Raw genomic sequence first — 20132 nt, 5'->3', positions numbered from 1 at the left:
CGCTCATCTCATTCGGTCATGCCTCCGCGGCCATGTCGCCGTAGCGCCGCGCGACCTCGTGGAACGCCTCCTTGCGGCTGCGTACACCGTCGCCGGTCACCGCCACGACCCCGAAGCCGGCCTTGTCCAGATCGAGAAGAGGATCGTCGTGACGCGGGAAGTCGGGCATGGCGAAGGTGAACACGAAACAGCCGTGCACGCCCTCCGCGTCGTACTGGTCGATGAGTTTGCCGAGGTAGCGGGCCTGGACGGCCTCGTCGCGGGGATGGTCGCCGCGGATGCGCGGGGGCACGGCGAACCAGTTGACGATCCAGAAGGAGCCGGCTCCCCGCTGGTCGGCTCCGGTGAAGGCACCGCACCCGAACTCGGTGATGACCACGGGCTTGTCGTGGTCGCGAACCAGGCTGCGCAGGCGGTCTGTGTAGGTGGTGTGGTTGCGGCGGGAGCGGTAGAGACTGACGCCGACCAGGTCGAACAGCGACCAGTCGACGTGTTCCCACCCGCCCGCGGAGTAGGTGACGGGCCCGCTGAAGCGGCGCCGCGCGGTGGTTACGGCGATGGTGAGCAGCCTGTGGAGCCGCCGGTCGATCCTGCGCCGCAGCAGGCGGCGGAAACGCAGGATGAGCTTCAGGCGCAAGAACGACCGAGGTCCGGGAACGATGCCCGGCGCGGTGTGGGAGAACTCGCTGCCCACCAGGAGCGTCACCCGGTCCGGGTGTTCCCGGCGAAGTTCCTCGGCCACCTCGGCGACGGCGTCCAGGTGTTCCAACAGCTTCGGCTGAGGCAGCTCGGGAACGTGGGGCCGGATGTACACGCCGAGACCGGACTGGAGGGCGGTGCGGGCGGTATCGATCAACCGCTTCCCGTCCCCGATGAGCATCACCGTGGTGCAGTGCAGGTCCCGGGCGATGACCTCCATGTCCCGCCGCACGTCATCAGTGCTTGCCTCGCCGACCAGGTAGGAGATGCCGCGGACGGTCAGCATGCGCTCGGCTCCTGTCGACGCAGACGGTGGGCGGCCATGAGGAGAAGGGCGGCGACTCCACCGAGCATCGCGGCGTTGACCGCGTACTTCACCGTGTAATCCACGTTGTCGCCGAGCGGTTCGACCAGGAAGGACAACCCGGCACGGACGACAAGAGCACTGCCCGCGGCGGCCAGTACGTGTCGACGGCCCCAGCCCCGGCGGCGCGACCAGCGCAGCAGCAGCCAGCCGAGTGCGACCATCGCGACGACGTTCACCGTCACCCCCGTCCAGGTCGCCGGCAACAGCTGACTGGCACACCATGCGACCCCTGTGACACCGCCGACCAGCCACCACGATGGCGCCTTCGCAGACGACTGGGTCCTCGCAGGCCGGACGGTGAACGCGGCGGCGATCAGGGCGATGGCGACCACTGCGGCGCCGATCAGCTGCGCCGGACCCGCGGTGGAGTCCGTTGCCGTGTCGTTGTAGATCAGTGCGGCGCTCAGCGCCCACAGCACCACCATGACGCCGACTCCGACCGGGCCCAGCCACCGCAGGTTCGCGATGGCGGGGCACAGGATTCGACCACCGCGATCGGAGCGGCGAAACTCCAGATCATATGCCCCCCGACGTAGTTCAGCAGGCTCGCCGCATCGACCCCCAGGCCCGGGATGAGGGTGACCAGCGCCTGGGTCGCCCAGTCGGGACCATCGGCGTCGACCTCATTGTCGAACAGGGTCTGGTCGATCAAGCCGGCCTGGAGCACCCCGAAGGCCGCGCTCAACAGCAGGATCGTCGGCCAGCCGTGGCCGGTGCGCCGAGTGATCTCGCGGATGAGCACCGCGACGGTTCCGTAGAGCGGTGCGAGGATGAGCAGGCCCGCCAGCAGTTCCAGCGGCCGACCAGTGCTTTCGCCGTAGCCGATGAGGTACTCCGCGCTGATCGGGGACAGCACCAGCAGGCCCGCCACGGCGGCCCAGCGGTGCCGAAACCGCGGCAGTGCGGCAGGGGCGGACAGTGCGGGCATGAGAATCCTCTCCGTTGGTGGTTCAGCGGTCCGGGTCGTCATCGGTCCGGTCGACACTAGAGAGACCGCCGACCGCCGGGCATTCGTCTTTCGTCCACGAGCGCATGACTTCCGTCTACGTCCAAAAGTGCGCGGCCCTCCGCCGCACCCACTCCAACGCCGCTTTGCTGGTCGCGGCCGGGGGGACCGCTGAGGCGGAATGCAGCTTGCGCCTGTCTCATCCCAAGACGTCGGTAGAGCGTGCTTCTGCTGGTCGCACTGCGCGCCTGGGCGCACGCCCCTGCCCGGCGGTACGTCCAGGTCATGGCCGAACGTCATCCGTATCCGAGTGATCTGTCCGATGCCCGCTGGGAGTTGATGGAGCCGGTGCTGAGCGCTTGGCGGGCCGAGCGGCGCGGGCATGCGCTGAACATCGGACGCCCGCCCGAGCACGATCTGCGCGAGATCATGAACGCGATCCTCTACGTGGACCGCACCGGCGTTCAGCCGCGCTACCTGCCACATGACTTTCCGCCCTGGGAGACCGTATACGGCTACCTTCGCCAAGTGGCAGCAGGACGGCGTGTTCGCCCAGCTCACCGGCGTGCTGCGCAGGCTGTTACGGCAGCAGGAGGGCAAGGGAGCGGAGCCGTCGGCATGCGTGATCGACGCGCAGAGCGTCAAGACCTCCACCAGCGTCCCGGCCGCCGGGCAGGGCGCCGATGCGGCGAAGAAGATCGTGGGCCGCAAGCGGAGCATCGTCACCGACACCCTCGGGCTGCTGCTCGCCGTACTGGTCACGGCCGCGAGCGTGCAGGACTCCGTCGCCGGCACCCACCTTGCCGACCAGGTCGCCGCCGCTCACCCCACCATCCGCAAAGTCTGGGTGGACGGCGGCTACCGCCAGCACCTCGTCGAGCACGCCGCCCGGCTCAGTATCGACATGGAAATCGTCCAACGCACGCCCAGGACCAGAGGATTCACTCCGCTGCCGAAGCGTTGGACGGTAGAGCGGACCTACGGCTGGCTGATGTTCCACCGCCGCCTCACGCGACTACGCAACCCTCCCCGCCCGCTCCGAAGCCATGATCCACCTCGCCATGACCGACCGGATGGCCCGCCGCCTCACCGGCGAAGCCACCATCTCCTGGCACGACCCGACACCCCGGGATCAAACAGCAATTCAGGGATAAAACATCGGGAGAAAACGACCTCCCAGACGGGCAGGGACGACGCGGGCACCTCGTCAGACGGGCGTGGACGACGACGGTACGAAGGGCGCCCCGTGACCCGGCACGATCAGGGCCGGGCCGAGGGCCAGGACCTTCTCCCTGGCTGCCCGCAACTGCTCGCGGTCGGGGGCGAAGGGGTCGTCGGCCGGTCCCTCGGCGGTCCACCACAGATGGGTCAGGACCACCAGGCCCTCGTCGGCGCTGACCAGGGTGCTGACGTCCTCCGTCGTGTGGCCGGGGGTCGTCATGAGGGTGATCGACGGGGAGAGCCGGTATCCGTCGGCGTCGCGGTCCTCCCAGACGTCGTCCCGGTAGATGGCCATGTGGTCGTGGAAGCGAGCCTCGGAGAACAGTGCCGCGTTCAGCGTGTGGTCCGGGTGGTGGTGACTGAAGATCACATCGGTGACGTCTTCGGGAGCGAGCCCGCGATGCGCGAGCGGGTCCAGGATGAGCCGGCGGTCCGCGACCATCCCGGGGTCGACTATCGCGGCGGTCTCGCCGTCGACGAGCAGGGTGACGGTGCCGGCCACCCGCTCGTCGGCATAACCGGTGGTCAGGACGTGAAACGACGCGGTCAAGACGGACTCCTTGTGTCGGTGGCAGGTGTGTCGGTTCGCTCCGGTCACCGGGGCAGGAGCTCCCGGAAGCCGATGAGCAGGGCGCGGAGGCCGGTGTCGAACGCGAGCTCGGCCCGGCGGTGGTCGGTGGGGATGTCGTCGAGTACGGCGCTGAGGTAGGGGGCGGTCTCCCGGGGCACGTCGGAAACCATCACGGGCGGCGCGACGAGGTCGAGGGCCGAGCCGACGATGAAACTCTCCAGTGCGGTGATCATGGATATGACCTGACTGGTGGTGAATCCGGCGGCCAGCAGGAGCTCGGCGACCTTCTCGTACATCGCGTGCATGAAGGGCTCGGCCAGCGGGGCCGTCGCGAGCAGGGGCACCGCCCCGGGGTGCGCGGCGAAGGCTGTGCCATAGGAGCGGGCCCATGCCTCCAGTGCGAGCAGGGGCGTCCCCGCCGGGCAGCAGCGCTTCGATGATCCTGGTAGCCGTGACCACATCGCCGGGCACCTCCAGCGGAGGGACCGCGGCCAGCGCCAGCCGGGCGGCGTCCTCGGCGCCGACGAGGGACGCAACGTGACGGCCGTGCCGGGTGAGGCGTACCGGTCTGCCGTCCGACTCCACCTCGCTCACCAGCGTCGGCAGGAGCCGGCGTGCTTCGCGGATTCCGAGCCCGGGTTCCAGGTCTTCGCTCAAGGCACATCCCAGGGTGCGTCGTGTGCGGACATTTCTCACGCCCTCTGGCGCTCCGCGCCCGCGCGGTCAAGAGGGCGGTGCGCTCGGCTGTGTACACAGGGCTGCTTGTCGGGCGGCTCTTCGCGGCTCCACCCTGTGGAAGAGGGAAAGAGCGGAATCCGGAGTCCGCTCCCTCCCTCTCCACCGCTGGGTGTTGGTTGAAAAGGAGAGACGGTCGGATGCGTTGGTCCGTGCGGACCCGGCGACTTCGGAGCGGTCGGAACGTCCGCAGGATGGTCGGGATCGGAATCGCGGTAATCGCGGCAGCTCAGGGATTCTTCTTCTGGTTATCGCCGCACCTCGCCGGGGCGGTCGCTGCCTCGACGGCGCTGTACTTCGGCCTGCTCGGTGTCATGAAGGGTGATCGCAGGGGGGCCGCCGCACCCCCGGAGCGGGCGGCCGTGCGGGCCGTGGAGGCGGAGCCGGGGCGGGTGGCGCGTCCCGGCGGTTAGGCCGTCTCTTCCGGATCTCGCCTGACCCGCGCCGCCCGGGCACGGGAGGTGCCCCCAGCGTTGTCGAGGCTCCCGAGTACATCCGGTACGCGGAAGCCTCTCCGCCTTGCGACGCTCGGCACCGGACGACGCGGGCTTGACCGGCAAGGTTTGAAAGAGACGGCCACGCGCATGAAGTTTTCCAACTGGGCCTTCCAATGGACTGAGCCGGTGAGGCTTGCTCACCCTTACGGGCTCCACATGGTGAGGATCCCCGAGGTAAGCGCGCCGGCCGCAGCGCCTTCCAACACGGTGCGCAGGGTGCGGCCCATTTCACGCAGCCGTGAGTGATCAGGTTGGTCCTCCCCCGCTTCCCTGAGGACCGCGGCAGCCAGTTGACGGACCACGCGCTGTTGGCCAGCGTCCAGGTCAAGCACAGGCAGCGCTTCGGCGATGGCCTCGGCGAACCTCGTCAGGCGGGGGAGGTCGACTACGTTGGCGGGGCCGCCCATCACCACTTCGTTGTTCCGCCCAAGGACCAACTGGCCTTGGATGTCGCCCTTGATGCGCAGGTCGTAGCGGTCGCCGAGTTCGTCGGGACGGTGCTGAGGTTCTGTCACAGCATCCTCGATCAGTTCGTTAGTACGAGTCTGAGTAGTGCGGGCCGTGGGAGAATCCGGGGGGTGGCGTCGCCCCAAGAGGTGGGTGGTGGAGCAGGTGAACGGCATCATGATGCTGCACCGCAGGCTGGTACGGGACTACGAGCACCGGCCTGCCTCCGCCGAGTCGAGGGTGTACTGGGCCATAAGCGACCGGATGGCCCGGATGCTGACCGCGACCTCCACCCCCATCTGGCGCGGCGCATGAGCGGCAGCGAGCTGACCTCGGGAGCGGTGCTGGCGCACCTGGAGGAGCAAGAGCGCGAGATCGCCGCGCAGGCCGAGGCCACCCGGGGACGCATCGCGGAACTCACCGCGCAATTGGAGGAGTTCGACCGGTAGCCGAGGAGGTCCGCATCACCCGCAAGACCCTGCTGGTGCTGCCTGATCCGTCGCCGCCGACGCCGTCGGCCGCGAAGCTGCCGGACCATCCGGCCTACCGGCAGATCATGGCAGTGTTCGCCGCGGCCGATGCCCCGCTGCGGGCACGGGCGGTCTGCGAGGCGATGGATCTGGAGATCGCGCCCAGCAACGTCAACAACGTCCGGCTGAAGCTCAAGCGGCTGGTCGAACGCGGAATCCTGACCGAGCCCAAGCAGGGGTTTTTCACCCAGCCACCGCCATAGCCACCCGAAGAGGCCACCACCAACCCGACAGCCCCAACTGCAAGCGCGCAACGGGCAGCACGTCACTTACCGCCCTCTGAGAGCTGCCTTCCTGCGGTCCTGGTCGTCTGCGCCGTGCCGGGCTGGGGCCGTTGGCGCTGTTGGCCCTGGTCGCGGCAGCGGCTTGCGCTCCACGACCGGCGCAGTATTCGAGCCGATCGAGGAGTTCGGTGTGGCTGCGCCGAGGTGTGATGCGCGGAGATGGTCTACAGGGGGATGTTGGCTAGGCACGGGGTGGGGCGGTGCTACCGCGAATGACGAGTTGGGTGGGTACGACCACCTCGCGTTCGGTCTCCTCCCCGCTCAGGATGCTCAGCAGCATCCGCCCGGCCAGTTCGCCCTGCTCCCGTACCGGCTGCCGTACGGTCGTCAGGTCGGTCAGTTCGGCGACGGGGTGGTCGTCGATGCCGATCACCGACAGGTCCTCGGGGATGCGCAGGCCGGCCCGGCGCAGGGTGCGGACTGCGCCGAGGGCGACCTCGTCGGAGTGGGCGTAGACGGCGGTGGGCGGTTCGGGCTGGCTGAGGAGTTTGGCCATGGCGTCGGCGCCCTGGTCGCCGCCCCAGTCGACGGTGACGACGAGGCGTTCGTCGAGGGGGATGCCCGCGTCGCGCAGGGCTGCGTAGTAGGCGTTGGAACGGCCCGACGGCTGCAGCTCGCCGGGTTGGTCGGGGTCGACGGCGGCGATCATGGCGATGCGGCGGTGGCCGAGGAAGAGCAGGTGGTCCATGGCCTGGCGGCCGGCGGTCTCGTCGTCGATGGAGACGTTCGGGTAGGGCGCGTGCTGGCCGCCGGCGGCGATGATCGTGACACCCATCAGTGCCAGGCGGCGCTGTTCCTCCTCCCCGACGGGGAAGGCCAGGACCACGACGGCGTCGACCTTGCGGCGGGCGGGCAGGCGGTGGAAGAAGTTGTGGCGGTCCTCGATGCCGTCGACGTGGTAGAGCAGCACGTCCAGGTCGGCCGCGCGCAGTACCGACTCCAGCCCCTCCAGCAGTGCCGCGAAGAACCAGCGGGAAATGTGTGGGACGACCACCGCGATGCGGCCGGTGGCGCCGCCGGCCAGGCGGGACGCCTCGGGGGAGACGACGTAGGAGAGCTCATCGGCGACCGCGAGGACGCGGCGGCGGGTGGCTTCCGAGACGCCGTAGTCGTTGTTGAGCGCGCGTGAGGCGGTGGCCATCGAGACGCCGGCGGCACGTGCCACGTCGGCCATGTTGATCTTCTGGGAGCTCTGCGCCATGCCGGAAGGCTAACCCACGACCGGAGCACTTCGGAAACGCTTCCGGAACCTTCGGAAGGGTTTCCGGGTCTCTCAGCGTCGCCCGATCGCTGCCCGCGTGGCCATCTGATCGCTTCAGCACGTCAAATGCATGTTGCGGGTTCGTTACTTGACAGGTTCGCTCGGTCGCCTCACTCTTTCGGGAACGGAAACGCTTCCGAAACGACCTTCGCGCTCCCTGTGGCCCGGTCGGGAAGCACGCCGACCTCTGACTGCCGGCCTTCACCGGAACGGCAGCCGCATGGATGCGAGGAGGCATCATGCCCGAGCAGCACCCCACCTCCCCCGTCAGAACCGCCGGCCGCCGCCTGCGCACCCCGCTGGCGTCCGTCGCCGCGGCGTCCGCGCTGGTGGTGGCGCTGGCCGCGTGCAGTGCTCCCGGTTCCGGTTCGGACTCTGGCTCGGCGGCGAACCCGACGCCGACCGCCGTCAACACCGCCGTCGCCGACACGCCGGCGACCCTGACCCTGTTCTCCGCGGCCGGCCTGGAGAAGTACGAGCAGGGTCTCGCCGACGCCTTCACGGCCAAGTACCCGAAGATCAAGGTCAGGCTGCGGGTCGAGGCGGACAACAACTACAACACCGTGCTGCCGAGGCTGCTGGCCTCCGACTCCACGCCCGACCTCATCCAGCCCAGCGACCTCCTCGGCGGCGTCAGGGACAACCTGCTCACCAACCTCGACGCCTACGACAAGGCGTACGGCTGGAGCTCGAAGGTCCCCGCCTCCGCGCTGGCGCCCGGGCGGGTGTCGAACGGCGCGGTCGGCGGCGGTCCGCTGTATCAGGCGGGCGGTTCGGCGGGCCCGCTGGTCGGCGTCTTCTACAACAAGGAGCTGGCCGCCAAGGTCGGCATGAAGACCGTTCCCGGCTCCATCGCCGAGCTCGAAGCCGTTATGGCCAAGGCGAAGAAGTCCGGGATCACCCCGATCGTCGCCTCCAACCAGGACGGCCTGATCGGCCACCTCTACAGCCTGCTGTTGGGCGACTACATGGGCGCCGAGAAGCTCAGCGACATCGTGTATCACCAGCCGGGCGCCACCCTGGACACCCCGGAGGCGGTCAAGGCCACCGAGACGCTGCAGAAGTGGATCAAGGCCGGTTACTTCGCCTCCGACGTCAACGCCCTCAACCAGGAGGCGTCGTACGGGCAGTTCACCGGCGGTAAGGGGCTGTTCTTCTTCCAGGGCAGCTGGATCACGCAGACCATCGACAAGAACTTCAAGGGCAAGTACGGCGTCTTCCCGATGCCGCCGGCCGAGAAGGGCGGCAAGCACGCGGGCATGACCAGCAACACCCTGGCCTTCTCGATCGCCGCCCGCTCGAAGAACAAGGACGCCGCCGCGCTGTTCCTGGACTTCCTCACCACCCCCGAGGCCGCGAAGGTCGCCGTCGACAACGGCTATGCCGCCCTGACCGACGGTACGGCCGCGCCGGGCAAGCCGTCGCTGTCCGGCACGCTGACGGAGCAGATCCAGACCGGTTACGCCGCGATCGCCGCCGACAACGGCTTCGACAGCTGGCTGCAGAACGCCGCTCCGGCCGTCAACACCAAGCTGACCCAGCAGCTCCAGCTGCTGGTCTCCGGCAAGGTCGAGCCCGCTGCGATGGTCGAGACCCTGCAGACCACCTACGCCGACGCCCTCAAGACCAGCTGAGCAGCATGCGATCTACCAAGTCGCCCGCCGGCGCCACCGCTGCCCGCAGCCGCCACCAGCTCCGGGCCCGGCGGTGGGCCGGCTGGCTCTTCGCCCTCCCCGCCCTCGCCTTCTACGGCGTCTTCAACTTCTACCCGGTCCTGCTGTCGGTCCAGTACTCGTTCTACGACTGGGACGGCGTCGGCGCCTCCACCTGGGTGGGCCTGAAGAACTACACCGAGGTCTTCACGGACAACGAGCAGTTCTCCTCCCTGCTCCACGCCTTCTACCTGATCCTGTTCTTCACCATCCTGCCGGTGACCCTGGCCCTGATCACCGCCTCCGTGCTGAGGCAGCTGCAGGGCCGTTTCACCGGCGCCCTGGCCCGCACACTCCTCTTCCTGCCGCAGATCATTCCGGGAGCCGCCGCGGGCGTCGCGTGGACCTGGATGTACTCCGACAACGGTGTGGTCAACCAACTCCTGCGCGCCATCGGCCTCGACGGCGTCACCCGCGCCTGGCTCGCCGACTACACCTGGGCCCTGACCGCGGTCGGCTTCATCGGCACCTGGCTGTCCACCGGCCTGTGCACGATGCTGCTCCTGGCCGGCATCGGAAAGATCGACAACAGCCTGTACGAGGCCGCCCGCATCGACGGCGCAGGTCCCATCCGCCAGTTCCTGGCCGTCACCCTGCCCGGTCTGCGCAACGAGATCGGCGTCTGCGTCACCATCACGATCATCGCCGCACTCGCCAGCTTCGACGTCGTCTATCTCGCCACCCAGGGCGGCCCCGGCACCCAGACCATGGTCCCCGGCGTCGCTGTCTACCGCCTGGCCTTCAACGACGCCCGCCTCGGAGCGGCCTCCGCGCTTGCCGTCGTCCTCGCCCTGGTCGTGATCGCCGTCGTCGTCCCACTCCAGCGCCTGTTCCGGGAGAAGTAGTCCGATGCCCGAACGCACGCAGACCGTACGGACCTTGCGCCGCCGCGCCCCCGGACTGATCCTCATCACGGCCGCCGCGCTCTACTCCGTCGTACCACTGTTGAGCATGGTCAGCGCGGCCCTCGCACCCCAGGGCACCTTCCCCTCGGGACTGAGCTGGCCCTCCGACCCGCACTGGCACAACTTCGTCGACGCCTGGAACGTCGCCAACATCACGACTCTGCTGCAGTCCAGCATCCTCATCGTGCTCGGTGTCGTCCCCGTCGCGGTCCTGATCGCGACGATGGCCGCTTACGCGATCGCCGTCCTGGAGATCCCGCTGGGCGGCGTCTTCTTCACGGTCCTCGTCCTGACACTGACCCTGCCGTACGAGATCGTGATCGTCCCCCTCTACGAACAGACCAGGGCCATGGGCCTGCTGGGCACCCAATGGGCGCTCATCCTCCCGCTCATCGGGATGAACATGCCGTTCGCGGTGTTCTGGATGCGGGCGCACTTCGCAGGAGTACCCCGCGAACTGTCCGAGGCGGCGGGCATGGACGGCGCGGGCCCCTGGCGAGCCCTTTTCCACATCCACCTGCCGCTGGCCCGCCCCGCGATCGCCTCCCTGGCACTGCTGATGTTCCTGTCCACCTGGAACCAGTTCCTGCTGGCCCTGGTGCTCATCGACGACCCCAGCAAGCGCACCATGGCCGGCGCCCTGCAGGCGTTCACCACGAAATACAGCACCGACCAGGTCCTGTTGAACGCCGGCGCCGTGCTGATCATGGCCCCCACGATCCTCGTGTTCCTCGTCCTGCAACGCCACTTCGTCAAGGCGCTGCTCCAGGGCTCGGTCAAGGGCTGACCCACACCCCCTCCTCTCTTCAGAACAGTCAGGACCCCCTACGTGACCAACCCGACCCCCACCGCACCGGCCGCCGACGACTCCTGGTGGCGCTCCGCGGCGATCTACCAGGTCTACATCCGCAGCTTCGCCGACGGCGACGGCGACGGCACCGGCGACATCACCGGCCTCCGCTCCCGCCTGCAGTACCTGGCCTACCTCGGCGTCGACGCGATCTGGATCAACCCCTGGTACCCGTCCCCGCTGGCCGACGGCGGCTACGACGTCTCCGACTACCGCGACATCCACCCCGCCTACGGCACGCTCGACGAGGCGAAGCAGCTGATCACCGAGGCGCACGAGCTGGGTCTGCGGGTGATCCTGGACATCGTCCCCAACCACACCTCCGACCAGCACGCCTGGTTCCAGGAGGCGCTCATGGCAGGCCCTGGCTCACCGGAACGCGACCGGTTCATCTTCCGCGACGGCAAGGGTGAGGACGGCAGCGAGCCTCCCAACGACTGGCACGCGGCCTTCGGCGGCCGTACCTGGACCCGCACCCCCGACGGCCAGTGGTACCTGCACCTCTTCGCCCCCGAACAGCCCGACCTGAACTGGGACAATCCCGAGGTCCGTGCCGAGTTCGAGGCGATCCTGCGCTTCTGGTTCGACCTCGGCGTCGACGGCTTCCGCATCGACGTCGCCCACGGCATGGTCAAGGACCCGGCCCTGCCCGACCTCGGCCTGACCGAGTTCTCTGTCCTCACGGGGGACGACCAGCGCGACCACCCGCACTGGGACCGCGACGGTCTCCACGACATCTTCCGCAGCTGGCGGGCCATCGCCGACAGCTACCCCGACCCCCGCGTCTTCGTCGCCGAGGCCCACGTCCTCCCCAGCCGCATGCCGGAGTACCTCCGCCCGGACCAACTCCACACAGCCTTCAACTTCGACTTCCTCAAGTGCCCCCTGGACGCCGGCAAGCTGCGCGAGGTCATCGACCGCAGCATCACCAGCCTCGCCGCCGTCGGCGCCCCCGCCACCTGGGTGCTGTCCAACCACGACGAGACCCGCCACGTCACCCGCTACGGCCGCGCCGACACCGGTGTCCAGGCCCTGTTCCGCGACAAGCCCATCCCCACCGACCGCGCCCTCGGCACCCGCCGCGCCCGCGCCGCCGCCCTCCTGATGTTCGTCCTGCCAGGCAGCGCGTACGTTTACCAGGGCGAGGAACTCGGCCTCTACGAGGTCGAGGACATCCCGGAGGAACTCCTCCAGGACCCCATCTGGGAACGCACCGGCCACACCATCCGAGGCCGCGACGGCTGCCGCGTCCCCCTCCCCTGGACCGGCGACACCCCACCCTTCGGCTTCAGCACCTCCGGAGCACCCCCGTGGCTCCCTCAGCCCGAGGACTGGAAGGAGTACACCGCCGAAGCCAACCAGGCCGACCCCACCTCCATGCTCCAGCTGTACCGCACCGCCCTACGCCTGCGCCGCACCCACCCCGGCCTCACCGGCGAGGACTTCCGCTGGCTGGACAGCCCGGAGGGCACGCTGCTCTTCGAACGGGGCGAGGGCCTGCTGTGCGCGGTCAACCTCTCCGACCGGCCCATCCCCCTCCCCGCCCGCCACAGCCCCCTCCTGATCTCGGGCCCCCTCGACAAGGACGGACTGCTGCCCCCCGACACCACGGCCCTGCTGTACCAGGGCTGAGCACACCCCAATCCACCAGGGCCTGTCCGGTGTTCCTCCCCGCCGACCGGACGGGCCCTGGTTCCATCCATGGGACGTTGAACGCGCTCTCCCACCTGACCATCGCTTGATTTGCTCGTTCTACGGTCGGTGCGGGCAGTCGCGTGATCACCGACAGGTGATCGACGGGATGCGGAAGTACTCGAGCTGCCGGACGTCCATGCGGCGATTCTCACTCGCCGCCTGGCCGCCCGGCGCGCGCAGGTCAGCGGTGCAGAAGGCGTCCGGCGGCAGCGCGGCTCCCGTCATGGACGCCGTGCGGCAAGGATGACGGGTCATGACGATCGTGTTCCGGGTCCCTGCCGACGGTGCGGAGCGGGTGGGGTTCGCCTACTCGCCGACGATGGAAGCCGTACTGAGTCTCCATGTGCTGGTGGAGCCCAAGCACCACCCCGTCCAGCACGGCTGGGTGCGTGCGATGCGCAAGCTGTCCCCGGCGCTGAAGCGGGAGATCGAGGCGTTCTCCTACGCGGTGCGCTCGTACTTCCCCGAGTTCCTCTTTCCGCAGCCGACCGGCCAACTGACGGACTTCGAGGACGAACTGGCCGGCTTGCGCGGGGCGGATCCGGAGCTGGTCCGCCTTGAGTTCGCCGTCCCCCTGCTCACACCCTGGCCGGGCAGCGGCGAGGGCAGGGATCCGCACGTGCTGGACGAACCGGAGGTACGCCGCCTGTTGCGGGAGCGAGTCGCACAGGAAAGCGACGAAGCGATGGCCGCGATGCTCCTCGACGACCCCCGCGCGCTGCTCGAACGGTTCCTGAACATGCTGGAGCGCTACTGGCGGGAGGCGTTCGAGGAGGAATGGGCACGGCTCGAACCCGAACTCGCCGCCGGCGTCAGCGAGGCCGGACACCAGATCGAGCAGCGCGGCCTGTACGGGATGCTCCGCGGCCTGTGGCCGGAGGTGCGCAGCGACCGGCAGGCCGAACGCTTCTGGCTGGAGCGACCGCACGACCACGAGGTCGCCATCGGCCCGGACGACACACTCGTGCTCGCCCCCAGCGCCTATGTGTGGCCGCACGTACGCGTCAACTGCGACGGTCCGTGGCCCCTCGGACTCGTCTTCCCCGTCTCCTCTATCGTCCAGGAAGCCCGCCCGAGGATTCCCCCGGCCAGGCTCGTCGGCACGCTCCGCGCGCTCGCCGACGACACCCGGCTGCGCGCCCTGCGACTGCTCGCCGAACGCCCGCGCAGCACCCAGGAGTTGGCCCCGCTCGTCGGCGTCAGCGAAGCCGCCCTGTCCAAGCACCTGCGGGTGCTGGCGGACGCGGGCCTGCTGGAGCGCCGCCGCGAGGGCTACTACGTCCTGTACCGGCTTGCGCCCGGACAGGTGGCGGGCCTGACCCCCAGCCTGGAAAGCTTCCTGCACGGCGGCGGCGAGGCGACTGATTAGCCATGTGCTTCATCTGGAGCATCGCAAAGTGGTTGCCGATGCAGGATCGCGGACCTCCGCCGAGCGGGAACCACGCGTAGCACGACCGGTCGCGCTCCCGCGCGGGCAGAAAGCGATCCGGGTCGAAGCGTTCAGGATTCGGCCAGTAAGAGGGATGGCGGTGTGTCACCCAGGGACACACGTAGACATACGAACCCGCCGGTATGGCATGTCCGTCGATGACCGCGGCCTGCGCCGCACGTCGGATGAGCACGGGAGCTGCCGGGTAGAGGCGCATGGCCTCCTTCAGCACCCGCTCAAGGACGGGTATCGCGTCCAGATCCTTCGGGGTGGGCCTTCGATCACCCACCGCAGCCAGCACCTCTGCGCGTGTGCTGTCCTGCACGTCCTGATGCCGTGCCAGCAAGTGCATGGCGAACGTGAGTGATATGGCGGTGGTGTCGGAACCGGCCAGCAGGAAGACGAGTGCCTGGTCGCGCAGCTCACGATCGGTGAGAGGGGTGTCCTCATCGCTCCGCGCGCTGATCAGGAGCGTCAGGAGATCGTCCGCCCCGTCCTTCCCGGCGGCGTCACTGCTCCCTCGACGCTGATCGATGAAGCGGTCGCACAAGGCGTACAGCTCCGCCTGCGCCGCCGACGCCCGGCGGTTTGCGGCAGTCGGGGCCGACCGGGGCAGATTGACGGGCATGAGACCGCGCTTGAGAGTGTACGTGCCCAGTACAGGCATGCAGCGACGCACCACCGCGGCCGCCTCCTCGGCGTCCGAACCGAACAGGATGCGGTGATCATCCGCACGGTCAGTCGGCTCATGTCCTCGTTGAGGTCGGCCCCCGTCCCTTCGGACGCCTCCCACTCCCCGCACATCGCGTCCACCTCGTCGTACACGGCACGGGCGTACTCCGCCACCTTTCGTTTGGTGAAGAGCGGGGAGAGCAGGCGACGCTGGCGCAGGTGTTCCTCGTCCAGCTGCTCAGCAGCCCGTTGCCGAAGGTTTCCGGCATCTCCATCGAGAAGGCGTCGTCCTTGCGGAAGTTGGAGGCTTCCGAGGCGAGAACCTGCTGGGCGCCCTCAGCAGAGAAGACGAAGTAGATCTCCTACGCAGGCCGGGTGGCCCCGACACGATCCGCACGACGTCGCCGTGCTCCTTCCGCGCATGCTCGTAAGCCCCCAGGGGGTCTCGTCCCAGGTCCAGCATGGAACCCAGAAGTGGCCGTCCGCTGGCAGTGGGCACCTCGATCGGATTCATCCTTATCCCCTCGGCCTCTCAACTGGTCGGTGCTCGCCGGGCCCACCTGCGCCGCGGAGCGCGGGAGACCGGCCTGCTGCTCTCTCCTTCAAGTCCACGCCGCTCCAAGGGTGTTCGGTAGGGGGCTTCAGCGGCCGTGCGTCGTGCGTGACCAACGCATGTGCGCTTGTGCACCGCGACGCAGACGTGCCGGATCACCTTCGCTCCTGTCGTGGGCGCCGAGAGGTCCACTTGACGAGGTTCGTCGACAGGGAGTGGTGGGCCATGTAACCGTCCAGGCGGCCGACCACTGAACGGACCTGCGGCCGCCTCACGTGGGACACCAGTCGCCTGCGCAGGTCAACGAGTCTGCCGGCGGTGCGCGGGCACCGGATGCGCCCGAAGGTTTCGAGCAGGCGGTCCGTGCTCGCGCAGGCCTTGTCCACCCGGCCATCCGAAAGGAGAACTTCGCTGAGCCGGGCGAGCGTCAGTGCCTGGGTACGGTGCGCGTGAGCGGGCCGGTGCCGCAGCGAGGTGGCGAACGCCGCGGCGGACTTGTCGTACTCGCCGAGAGTCTGGTGTATGTCGCCGTTTTGGTAGTGCGGAGCCGCCACGGGATAGCCGCTGAAGGGAGTGGACGGGTCTGTGTCCCGCCCGCCATGGAGCACCATCGCGTCGGAGAGTGCCGACAGTGACGGACGGACGAGGCCGACCGAGGCATGGGCCACGGCGAGATGACTCATCAGGAATGCCCTGATGGGCGGCGGCGAGTCCTCGGGCGCGGCCGACAAGGCCTGGACGGCGAGATCCGTGCTCCGGTGACCCAGCTGGCCGAGCTGCGCGCTCATGGCCCGCAGGGTGACGGCGTACAAGGTGCGGTCCTGCGCCTCCATCGCCAACTGGGCCGCGACGTTGAAGTACTGCTGGGACGCGCCGGACTGGCCGCAGTCCGCACACATGCGCGCCAACAGGTGGGTCAACCGCGACAGTTGCCCGAGGATCTGCGCCTGAGTCCTCGGGTCGGCACGGGCGGTGAGGAAGGCGGCCCCGTCGGTGGCGAGATAGGCGGCCAGCGCGGTGCGCCCGTGCGCACCCCCGAAGGTGTTGATGGTGTCCGCGTAGTACTTGGTGGCGTAAGCCACGGCGTCCAGTTCCCCGGCACCCAGCTGCCGGTCGCCCGCCGCCGGCTGCGGACTGGTATCGGCCCAGGCCGGAGGAACGTTCGCTAATCGGAAAGGAAGGGCACGGAACGGGCCGCGGGTAGCGGCCCCGGTGTCGGCCGCGGTCAGCATCGTCAGAGCCGCTCGGGCGCTGCCTCCAGTCGCCCTCAACGCGTCCATCGGCTCGTCGGGGACGAGCGCCAGTCCCGTTTCCTGGATCGTGACGTGCCGGCCGATGCGCCGCAGTATCTCGGCCACCAGTGCGGGGACCGGCGCCGGCGGCCGCGAGCCCGCGAGCCGGCCCGCAACCGGCTTACGCGTGTAACGGAGCACTTTGTTGGTCTCGGCGGCGGCCAGGTTGACGGATCGGGTGCGTGCTTCGCCGGACAGTGCTGCCTCCGACAAGAGCCGTTGACGCACCGACGGAACGGGCGGCATCGTGATCACCATGCCGCCCGTTCCGTGTTGTCTGACCTGTCGCAGCGAAGGTTGAGCGAACGCTCCGTGCAGATGGCCTCGATGGGCCGCCAGAGGCAGGTCAGGCGGCCAGCTGTCGCTGCACTGCCTAGGCATCTATCAGATAGTTCATCTCGTAGAAGCGCCCGTCACGAACCTTGTGGAAGGCGTACTCGGCATATTCGACCGTGGCGCCGGTGGGGGGCACGCCGAACCACTCCTTCGCGGGCGTGCCCTTGTTGAACAGACGGGCCGCCACTCGATCACCGTCGATGGCGAGGTCCTTGACCCGCCAGGTGAAGTCCGGAACCGCGTCGGTGTGACTCTCCTGGACCGCAATGACGTCGTTTCGCGTGACCGGGTGGCCGTTCATGGTGAGTTCGTCATGGATGAACTCGGTCATGCGCTGAAACTCGTGAGCGTTGAGCGCGTCGATGTATCGCTGGAAGAAATCGCGCAGTTCGGCGTCAGGCATGATTGCCTCTCAGTGCCCCGGATCGGGGGTGTATTCGAATGGTGAGGAAGTGCGATGCCCTTCCACGGTCTCGCCGCGGCGGCCGTCGCTGAAGGCAGGAATCTCGACTGCGGGTACCTCTGCTCTGAGCGGGCCGGAATTCACGTCGCGCCCCAGGGTTCGGTGCCGCAGCAGTGTCCCCGTGCGACGTGCCGGTTCGGTCGATCGGCGCGGGACGTACGTGCGTCGGGCTCGCCGTGTGGAGGTGAGCTCGGCGGCGCCCTTCCCCGGTTATCCGCTTCCCTGCGTGCCACCCCGCGGTCCGGTCAGATCTGGTTCATTCCGCCGTCGACGTAGAGATTTGCGCCGTAGACGAAGCTGCTGCCCGACGAGGCGAGGAAGGTCACGGCGGCGGCGATCTCGTCCGGCTCGGCGAACCGCTTGGGGGGCAGGCCGGCCGCGACGGCCTTCAGCATCTCCCCGGCGCGATCGCCGAAAGCCGCGTCCCACATCGGGGTGTTCACCGGGCCCGGCGAGATCGCGTTGACCCGGACACCCCGGCTGCCGAGCTCGTCGGCCCAGGCACGGGCGTAAGCCCGTACGGCCGCCTTCGATGCTCCGTAGGCGCTCATGCCCGCCGCGCCGCTCTCGGCGGCGGTGGAGGCGCAGAGGATCACCGAGGCGCCGTCGTTGAGCAGCGGGAGGGCCTTCTGCACAGTGAGGAAGGTGCCCTTGACATTGATGTCGAAGACCGCGTCATGGATGTCCTCGGTGAGCTCGTCCAACGTCGCGAGGTGGTTGATGGCCGCGTTGGCGAACAGCACGTCCAGTCCCTGCCCGTGCTCCCGCACGCGCTTGTACAGGCCGTCCACGTCGGCCGCGACGCTGACGTCACCGGACACCGCGGTGGCGTTGCCGATGGCGGCGACGGCCTTCTCCAGCTCGGTTTCGCGCCGGCCGGTGATGAACACGTGCGCGCCCTCCACTGCGAGTCGCTTCGCAGTCGCCAGGCCGATCCCAGTGCTGCCGCCGGTGACGACTGCGGTCTTACCCTCAAGCTGCCCCATGGCCATGACCTCCACAAATTCAAGTACCGATCGGTACAGAATGAGACTGTAACACCTTCCGTACCGACCAGTGCAGAAGTGCGATCGATTACATGGAGACGCGACGGAAGGCACCGATCGGCCGACCGAGAGGCTTCGACACCGACCAAGCCCTCGAACACGCCATGCGGGTCTTCTGGGAACAGGGCTACGAAGGCGCCAGCCTCACCGACCTGACCAACGCCATGGGCATCAACCGCACCAGCATGTACGCGGCCTTCGGCAACAAGGAGGACCTGTTCCGCAAGGCCCTGGAGCGCTACACCGAGGGTCCCGCCTCGTACGGAGCGCGTGCCTTGCGGGAGCCGACCGCCCGGCAGGTGGCCACCGCGTTCCTGAACGGCTCCGTCCGGGCCACCACCCGCCCCGGCTGCCCCACCGGATGCCTCGGCGTCCAAGGGTCTCTCGCCGCCGGCGCCGCGGGAAGCAATGCCCGCGACGACCTCATCGTCTGGCGCAACGAGCACTCCTCTCTCCTCCGCGACCGGTTCAAGCAAGCCGTCGAGGAAGGCGACCTGCCCCCGGGCACCGATCCCGACCTACTCGCCCGCTACCTCATGACCGTGGCCAACGGCATCGCCGTCCAAGCCGCCAGCGGCACCACTCGCAAAGACCTCCAGCAGGTGGCCGACATGGCCCTGCGGAGCTGGCCATCAGCCACAGGCCCGACTCAGCCGAGCGGCTGAGCTGGTACTGCACGCTTCGCTGGCTCGGGCAGTGACGGCGCCTCGTTCCAACTCGCGTCCTGCGACCAACTCTCCGCGATGAGCGCGGGTGACATGGCCCACCGCCTCCGCCCACGACCCACCTCAGCCGACCAGCCTTCGGCGAGAACGATCGACCTTCGTTGCGACGGAACATTGTCAATCGTCGCGGCGGCCGGGCAGCTCCGGGCGGTGGTCCGCAGGCGGAAGACAGCCCAGGCACAAGCGGCCCGCGCCATTACACCCGCTTCGATCCCGGGCCCCGCAGCGGCGAGCCCTCCGGCCTGTCGTGGGGAGAGCCGGTACTGTCCATTTGCCTCCAGGCCGGGAAGATCACCGGGCACAGCGCGGCCAGCAGATACACACCGCCAACCGTCAGCAGCGTGGAAGGCAGGCCCTGCCGTGACCTGGGCATCAGCCCCCGCTGGACACGGCCCTGGAGGCCGCAGACGAAAGGCAAGGTCGAACGCTTCCACCGCACCCTGCTCGACGAGTGGGCCTACCACCAGCCCTACACCTCAGGGCCGTGGAGAGAACGCTGAGCTGGCTGATGCGCTCGCGCCGCTTGGTGCGCGATGTCGAGACGCCGGCCGCCATGCACGAGGCCATGGTGCTGTGGTCGATGGCCATGCTCATGAGCAGTCGCCTGGCCGGACGCCGCCCAGGCGCCTTCAGCCGGCCGGTGCGGCCCGGTGCGGCACCACCGACCCCACCACCGCGCTCCGCGCCGGCTCCGCGACAACACAAGACGGCTCGGCCAGCACCTCGGCCACCGTTGCTCGGGCATCCACCAGCCGCTGAAGCGCAGCTTCCGCCTCGTCAAGCGCAACCCGCAACCGCGCCACCTCCTCCCGGACCTTCTTCTCCCGAGCCTCCAGCAGACCGAGCACCGAGGGCACCAGCCACCTCCACGAGCGACGCGAGCGGACCAACCACGC

At 68.8% G+C, this 20132-nt stretch carries 22 protein-coding genes and 4 pseudogenes; 12 read left to right on the top strand and 14 right to left on the bottom strand.

The genetic code is table 11. The features are described 5' to 3' along the window. Positions 1–16: 16 nt before the first annotated feature. Genes ACZ49J_RS25950 through ACZ49J_RS25940 form a run of 3 tightly spaced genes read right to left on the bottom strand, consistent with a single transcriptional unit; the run spans position 17 to position 1994 of the window. Complete coding sequence (locus ACZ49J_RS25950; protein WP_467451619.1) at positions 17–985, bottom strand: glycoside hydrolase family 113; 969 nt, start codon at positions 983–985, stop codon at positions 17–19. Continuing rightward, entirely contained in the window at positions 979–1491 is a 513-nt protein-coding gene (locus ACZ49J_RS25945; RefSeq protein WP_467451620.1) for a hypothetical protein, read from the bottom strand. Before ACZ49J_RS25945 ends, ACZ49J_RS25950 begins: the two co-directional genes overlap by 7 nt. Continuing rightward, positions 1470–1994, bottom strand: a complete 525-nt coding sequence (locus ACZ49J_RS25940) for a hypothetical protein (protein ID WP_467451621.1) — start codon at positions 1992–1994, stop codon at positions 1470–1472. Before ACZ49J_RS25940 ends, ACZ49J_RS25945 begins: the two co-directional genes overlap by 22 nt. A gap of 303 nt (positions 1995–2297) precedes the next feature. Between ACZ49J_RS25940 and ACZ49J_RS25935 the strand changes: the two are divergent. Then, positions 2298–3166 (top strand): annotated as a pseudogene (locus tag ACZ49J_RS25935) (IS5 family transposase). A gap of 53 nt (positions 3167–3219) precedes the next feature. On the opposite strand, the gene ACZ49J_RS25930 reads toward ACZ49J_RS25935, so the two are convergent. The 3 genes and pseudogenes from ACZ49J_RS25930 to ACZ49J_RS25920 all read right to left on the bottom strand — a co-directional run. Further along, positions 3220–3783, bottom strand: a complete 564-nt coding sequence (locus ACZ49J_RS25930) for an MBL fold metallo-hydrolase (protein ID WP_467451829.1) — start codon at positions 3781–3783, stop codon at positions 3220–3222. Between the two features lie 44 nt (positions 3784–3827). Then, positions 3828–4265, bottom strand: coding sequence for a TetR/AcrR family transcriptional regulator C-terminal domain-containing protein (locus tag ACZ49J_RS25925; protein ID WP_467451622.1), 438 nt, complete (start codon positions 4263–4265; stop codon positions 3828–3830). Between the two features lie 49 nt (positions 4266–4314). After that, positions 4315–4500 (bottom strand): annotated as a pseudogene (locus ACZ49J_RS25920) (type II toxin-antitoxin system prevent-host-death family antitoxin); the annotation flags it as partial. A gap of 233 nt (positions 4501–4733) precedes the next feature. Here ACZ49J_RS25920 and ACZ49J_RS25915 point away from each other — a divergent pair. Continuing rightward, complete coding sequence (locus tag ACZ49J_RS25915; protein WP_467451623.1) at positions 4734–4952, top strand: hypothetical protein; 219 nt, start codon at positions 4734–4736, stop codon at positions 4950–4952. Between the two features lie 227 nt (positions 4953–5179). On the opposite strand, the gene ACZ49J_RS25910 is transcribed toward ACZ49J_RS25915, so the two are convergent. Next, entirely contained in the window at positions 5180–5551 is a 372-nt protein-coding gene (locus tag ACZ49J_RS25910) for a hypothetical protein (RefSeq protein ID WP_467451624.1), read from the bottom strand. An 85-nt stretch (positions 5552–5636) separates the two neighbouring features. Here ACZ49J_RS25910 and ACZ49J_RS25905 point away from each other — a divergent pair, with 85 nt between their 5' ends. From ACZ49J_RS25905 to ACZ49J_RS25895, 3 genes are read left to right on the top strand one after another with little or no spacing between them, the layout of a single operon-like run. Continuing rightward, the gene (locus ACZ49J_RS25905; protein WP_468350367.1) at positions 5637–5798 is read left to right on the top strand and encodes a hypothetical protein; all 162 of its coding nucleotides are present in this window, start codon (positions 5637–5639) and stop codon (positions 5796–5798) included. Further along, positions 5795–5932: a hypothetical protein gene (locus ACZ49J_RS25900; protein ID WP_467451626.1), complete on the top strand. Its 138-nt coding sequence runs from the start codon at positions 5795–5797 to the stop codon at positions 5930–5932. The genes ACZ49J_RS25905 and ACZ49J_RS25900 overlap by 4 nt, the downstream gene beginning before the upstream one ends. Positions 5933–5967: 35 nt before the next feature. Further along, positions 5968–6216, top strand: coding sequence for a hypothetical protein (locus ACZ49J_RS25895; RefSeq protein ID WP_467451627.1), 249 nt, complete (start codon positions 5968–5970; stop codon positions 6214–6216). A gap of 262 nt (positions 6217–6478) precedes the next feature. On the opposite strand, the gene ACZ49J_RS25890 is transcribed toward ACZ49J_RS25895, so the two are convergent. Continuing rightward, on the bottom strand, positions 6479–7498 hold the full coding sequence (locus ACZ49J_RS25890) for a LacI family DNA-binding transcriptional regulator (RefSeq protein ID WP_467451628.1): 1020 nt from the start codon (positions 7496–7498) through the stop codon (positions 6479–6481). A gap of 299 nt (positions 7499–7797) precedes the next feature. On the opposite strand from ACZ49J_RS25890, the gene ACZ49J_RS25885 reads away from it, so the two are divergent. The 4 genes from ACZ49J_RS25885 to ACZ49J_RS25870 are packed head-to-tail and all read left to right on the top strand — an operon-like array spanning position 7798 to position 12657. Further along, positions 7798–9192, top strand: coding sequence for an ABC transporter substrate-binding protein (locus tag ACZ49J_RS25885; protein WP_467451629.1), 1395 nt, complete (start codon positions 7798–7800; stop codon positions 9190–9192). 5 nt (positions 9193–9197) lie between these two features. After that, positions 9198–10115: a carbohydrate ABC transporter permease gene (locus ACZ49J_RS25880; RefSeq protein WP_467451630.1), complete on the top strand. Its 918-nt coding sequence runs from the start codon at positions 9198–9200 to the stop codon at positions 10113–10115. A gap of 4 nt (positions 10116–10119) precedes the next feature. Next, on the top strand, positions 10120–10962 hold the full coding sequence (locus ACZ49J_RS25875; protein ID WP_467451631.1) for a carbohydrate ABC transporter permease: 843 nt from the start codon (positions 10120–10122) through the stop codon (positions 10960–10962). 42 nt (positions 10963–11004) lie between these two features. Beyond that, on the top strand, positions 11005–12657 hold the full coding sequence (locus tag ACZ49J_RS25870; RefSeq protein WP_467451632.1) for a glycoside hydrolase family 13 protein: 1653 nt from the start codon (positions 11005–11007) through the stop codon (positions 12655–12657). Positions 12658–12804: 147 nt separating this feature from the next. Here the strand turns inward: ACZ49J_RS25870 and ACZ49J_RS25865 are convergent, their stop codons facing one another. After that, positions 12805–12975, bottom strand: coding sequence for a hypothetical protein (locus ACZ49J_RS25865; RefSeq protein WP_467451633.1), 171 nt, complete (start codon positions 12973–12975; stop codon positions 12805–12807). Here ACZ49J_RS25865 and ACZ49J_RS25860 point away from each other — a divergent pair. Beyond that, positions 12974–14089, top strand: a complete 1116-nt coding sequence (locus ACZ49J_RS25860) for an ArsR/SmtB family transcription factor (protein WP_467451634.1) — start codon at positions 12974–12976, stop codon at positions 14087–14089. The two genes, ACZ49J_RS25865 and ACZ49J_RS25860, sit on opposite strands and share 2 nt — an antisense overlap. Before the next feature lie 16 nt (positions 14090–14105). Here the strand turns inward: ACZ49J_RS25860 and ACZ49J_RS25855 are convergent. The 4 genes and pseudogenes from ACZ49J_RS25855 to ACZ49J_RS25840 form a co-directional block, all read right to left on the bottom strand. Further along, positions 14106–14777: pseudogene (locus ACZ49J_RS25855) on the bottom strand (cytochrome P450); the annotation flags it as partial. Positions 14778–15529: 752 nt separating this feature from the next. Then, a complete protein-coding gene (locus ACZ49J_RS25850) occupies positions 15530–16924 on the bottom strand; it encodes a tetratricopeptide repeat protein (protein ID WP_467451635.1) in 1395 nt (464 codons plus the stop codon). Between the two features lie 115 nt (positions 16925–17039). After that, the gene (locus tag ACZ49J_RS25845; RefSeq protein WP_467451636.1) at positions 17040–17405 is read right to left on the bottom strand and encodes an ester cyclase; all 366 of its coding nucleotides are present in this window, start codon (positions 17403–17405) and stop codon (positions 17040–17042) included. Positions 17406–17710: 305 nt separating this feature from the next. Then, positions 17711–18451 (bottom strand): SDR family NAD(P)-dependent oxidoreductase, encoded by a 741-nt coding sequence (locus ACZ49J_RS25840; protein WP_467451637.1) that lies wholly within the window; start codon positions 18449–18451, stop codon positions 17711–17713. A gap of 92 nt (positions 18452–18543) precedes the next feature. Here ACZ49J_RS25840 and ACZ49J_RS25835 point away from each other — a divergent pair, with 92 nt between their 5' ends. After that, positions 18544–19176, top strand: a complete 633-nt coding sequence (locus tag ACZ49J_RS25835; RefSeq protein ID WP_467451638.1) for a TetR/AcrR family transcriptional regulator — start codon at positions 18544–18546, stop codon at positions 19174–19176. A 431-nt stretch (positions 19177–19607) separates the two neighbouring features. Then, positions 19608–19727: pseudogene (locus ACZ49J_RS25830) on the top strand (integrase core domain-containing protein); the annotation flags it as partial. A gap of 138 nt (positions 19728–19865) precedes the next feature. On the opposite strand, the gene ACZ49J_RS25825 reads toward ACZ49J_RS25830, so the two are convergent. After that, the gene (locus tag ACZ49J_RS25825) at positions 19866–20093 is read right to left on the bottom strand and encodes a hypothetical protein (protein WP_467451639.1); all 228 of its coding nucleotides are present in this window, start codon (positions 20091–20093) and stop codon (positions 19866–19868) included. Positions 20094–20132 lie beyond the last annotated feature (39 nt).

This window comes from Streptomyces sp. NPDC030840, assembly GCF_055572015.1.
The sequence above is the reverse complement of the archived record's forward strand: the minus strand, read 5'-3'. Positions and strand labels throughout refer to the sequence as shown.

Excerpts from the sequence above, each read along its gene's own strand:
- ACZ49J_RS25950 (WP_467451619.1), bottom strand. The coding sequence starts at position 985 with ATGCTGACCGTCCGCGGCATCTCCTACCTGGTCGGCGAGGCAAGCACT.
- ACZ49J_RS25945 (WP_467451620.1), bottom strand. The coding sequence starts at position 1,491 with ATGGTGGTGCTGTGGGCGCTGAGCGCCGCACTGATCTACAACGACACG.
- ACZ49J_RS25940 (WP_467451621.1), bottom strand. The coding sequence starts at position 1,994 with ATGCCCGCACTGTCCGCCCCTGCCGCACTGCCGCGGTTTCGGCACCGC.
- ACZ49J_RS25925 (WP_467451622.1), bottom strand. The coding sequence starts at position 4,265 with ATGTGGTCACGGCTACCAGGATCATCGAAGCGCTGCTGCCCGGCGGGG.
- ACZ49J_RS25915 (WP_467451623.1), top strand. The coding sequence starts at position 4,734 with ATGGTCGGGATCGGAATCGCGGTAATCGCGGCAGCTCAGGGATTCTTC.
- ACZ49J_RS25900 (WP_467451626.1), top strand. The coding sequence starts at position 5,795 with ATGAGCGGCAGCGAGCTGACCTCGGGAGCGGTGCTGGCGCACCTGGAG.
- ACZ49J_RS25890 (WP_467451628.1), bottom strand. The coding sequence starts at position 7,498 with ATGGCGCAGAGCTCCCAGAAGATCAACATGGCCGACGTGGCACGTGCC.
- ACZ49J_RS25885 (WP_467451629.1), top strand. The coding sequence starts at position 7,798 with ATGCCCGAGCAGCACCCCACCTCCCCCGTCAGAACCGCCGGCCGCCGC.
- ACZ49J_RS25880 (WP_467451630.1), top strand. The coding sequence starts at position 9,198 with ATGCGATCTACCAAGTCGCCCGCCGGCGCCACCGCTGCCCGCAGCCGC.
- ACZ49J_RS25875 (WP_467451631.1), top strand. The coding sequence starts at position 10,120 with ATGCCCGAACGCACGCAGACCGTACGGACCTTGCGCCGCCGCGCCCCC.
- ACZ49J_RS25860 (WP_467451634.1), top strand. The coding sequence starts at position 12,974 with ATGACGATCGTGTTCCGGGTCCCTGCCGACGGTGCGGAGCGGGTGGGG.
- ACZ49J_RS25865 (WP_467451633.1), bottom strand. The coding sequence starts at position 12,975 with ATGACCCGTCATCCTTGCCGCACGGCGTCCATGACGGGAGCCGCGCTG.
- ACZ49J_RS25850 (WP_467451635.1), bottom strand. The coding sequence starts at position 16,924 with ATGGTGATCACGATGCCGCCCGTTCCGTCGGTGCGTCAACGGCTCTTG.
- ACZ49J_RS25845 (WP_467451636.1), bottom strand. The coding sequence starts at position 17,405 with ATGCCTGACGCCGAACTGCGCGATTTCTTCCAGCGATACATCGACGCG.
- ACZ49J_RS25840 (WP_467451637.1), bottom strand. The coding sequence starts at position 18,451 with ATGGGGCAGCTTGAGGGTAAGACCGCAGTCGTCACCGGCGGCAGCACT.
- ACZ49J_RS25835 (WP_467451638.1), top strand. The coding sequence starts at position 18,544 with ATGGAGACGCGACGGAAGGCACCGATCGGCCGACCGAGAGGCTTCGAC.